This is a genomic window from Barnesiella sp. CU968 (assembly GCF_905219685.1).
GTDB classification, from domain to species: domain Bacteria; phylum Bacteroidota; class Bacteroidia; order Bacteroidales; family Muribaculaceae; genus Lepagella; species Lepagella muris_A.
Genome location: NZ_CAJMXD010000456.1, coordinates 1 through 2,108 on the forward strand (window position 1 = coordinate 1; position 2,108 = coordinate 2,108).

Genomic DNA, 2,108 nt, shown 5'->3' on the forward strand with positions numbered 1-2,108 from the left:
CATCTGATATGGAACAAAAAGATTCAATAATAGTTTTGTCGGGCGGAATGGATTCGGTTACGCTTCTTCATGACCGGAAGTCGCGGATTGCGCTCGCTGTTACTTTTGACTATGGTTCCAACCATAATGCGCGTGAAATTGAATGTGCCCGCTGGCAGTGTGAACTTCTGGGGATAGAGCATATCGTCATACCACTTTCGTTTATGGGTGAGTATTTCAGCAGTTCCTTGCTTTCTGGTGCTGATGCGATACCCGAGGGGCATTATGCTGATGATAATATGAAGTCTACCGTGGTGCCTTTCCGCAACGGCATCATGCTCTCTGTGGCTTGCGGACTCGCTGAGTCCCGTGGGCTGAAGCATGTTATGATAGCCAACCATGGTGGAGATCATGCAATATATCCGGACTGTCGCGCAGGTTTTGTGGATGCGATGTCTCTTGCAATGAAGGAAGGCACGTATGACGGTGTTACGATCATTGCCCCGTATACCGATATAACCAAAGGTGAGATTGCGGTGATAGGCAAGAAACTCGGAGTGGATTATACCCATACTTATTCCTGCTATAAAGGCGGTGAGGAGCATTGCGGGAAATGCGGCACTTGCGTGGAGCGTGCCGAGGCTCTTGCTTATGCAGGTATTGAATAAATGTATTGAACATGATGATAATAAAAAAGGAGCCTTTCGGGCTCCTTTTTTATTATCATCATGTTTTCAAGGGATGTCAAGATACCTGTGCAATTGCACGGAGAGTGTCCATTTCGGGTCGGCAAGTATACGGCGAACCGTGTTGAGCCTGTTCTGTCGGAACTCTTCTTCATCGGGAACATAACAGGGTTGGAGATACATTATTGTGTCTTCTCCGCGACACGGAAGATCGAAGTAAGGATCAAGGTCCTGACCCAGATCCACAACCTTTATCTCGTTTGCGTGTCTTACTCTCACCGGAGCTTCACCTGCCCCTTCGAAGCCGGATTTAGGACTGACTGTGACCCAGTCGATGCCTTCCGGAACCGGAAGCGTGCCGTTTGTTTCAATTGCTATCTTCTTTCCTGTAGCTCTTTTCAGAAGATGGATGAAATCCTCGTCTATCCACATTGCCGGCTCGCCACCGGTCAGCACTACCCAGTCAGCGGAATAAAGGTTGATTGCGCGGATTATTGCGTCATCATCCATGTATATTCCTTCTGTGTGGGCGGTGTCGCAGAAAGAGCAGTTCAGATTGCATCCTGAAAAGCGCACGAAAACAGAGGGATACCCTTCATGGTGTCCCTCTCCCTGGAGTGAATAGAATATTTCGTTAATCTTCCTCATAAGCCGCCATGTTCCCCTCGCTTTCCTGCACTTCGCAGCGATAGCATGAGGGAATGGTCTCGACCACCCATCGCGCGATGTTCTCCGCTGTCGGATTAAAGGGGAGAACATCATTGATGACCGTGTGGTCAAGCATGTTCATGATCTTGTTTTTAATCAGAGTAAAGTCTGCCACCATGCCGTCTGCGTTAAGCTCTTTCGCACGGCATTCCACAATGATTATCCAGTTGTGTCCGTGAAGACGGGTGCATTTGCTTTCATAGCTCAGGTCGAGCCTGTGAGCCGCACTTACCTCCAGACGTTTTCTTACATAATACATCGGACGGTTTATTTATCGGCAGACTTACGACCCTTCTTCTTCTCGGCAACCTCAGGTTTTGGCGCTTCCTCGATGCCGGCGAGAGAACCGTCAATCATGATGCGTCCGCAATATTCGCACACGATGACTTTCTTATGCATGCGGATTTCAAGCTGACGCTGCGGAGGANTGCGGTTGAAGCAGCCGCCGCAGGCGTTACGCTGCACGCATACGATGCCGAGTCCGTTGCGTGCGTTCTTGCGGATACGCTTGAATGCGGCGAGAGTATAGTCGTCGATAAGTGGCTCCAGAGCCTTTGCTTTCTCGCGTATCGACTCTTCTTCCTGACGTGTCTCGGATATTATTTCCTCGAGTTCCTTTTTCTTCTGCTCAAGGATGTGCTCGTTGTCGGCGAGTTCTTCCTTGTCGTGCTCGATTTCGGCTATCTTTGCCTCGATTCTGCTGTTGGCATCGCGAATGTTCTTTTCTGCAAGCTC

General features: G+C 49.4%; 4 protein-coding genes. 1 reads left to right on the top strand and 3 read right to left on the bottom strand.

The annotated features are described in order from the left end of the window. The first annotated feature begins 8 nt into the window (after positions 1-8). Positions 9-647, top strand: a complete 639-nt coding sequence (queC, locus tag JX312_RS12690; protein ID WP_123403562.1) for a 7-cyano-7-deazaguanine synthase QueC — start codon at positions 9-11, stop codon at positions 645-647. 66 nt (positions 648-713) lie between these two features. On the opposite strand, the gene JX312_RS12695 is transcribed toward queC, so the two are convergent. The 3 genes from JX312_RS12695 to JX312_RS12705 all read right to left on the bottom strand — a co-directional run. Continuing rightward, positions 714-1,313 (bottom strand): 7-carboxy-7-deazaguanine synthase QueE, encoded by a 600-nt coding sequence (locus JX312_RS12695; protein WP_124029907.1) that lies wholly within the window; start codon positions 1,311-1,313, stop codon positions 714-716. Continuing rightward, positions 1,300-1,632: a 6-carboxytetrahydropterin synthase gene (locus JX312_RS12700; protein ID WP_123403558.1), complete on the bottom strand. Its 333-nt coding sequence runs from the start codon at positions 1,630-1,632 to the stop codon at positions 1,300-1,302. The genes JX312_RS12695 and JX312_RS12700 overlap by 14 nt, the downstream gene beginning before the upstream one ends. Positions 1,633-1,640: 8 nt before the next feature. Continuing rightward, on the bottom strand, positions 1,641-2,108 hold a 468-nt coding region (locus tag JX312_RS12705), incomplete at its 5' end, for a zinc ribbon domain-containing protein (protein WP_239653921.1).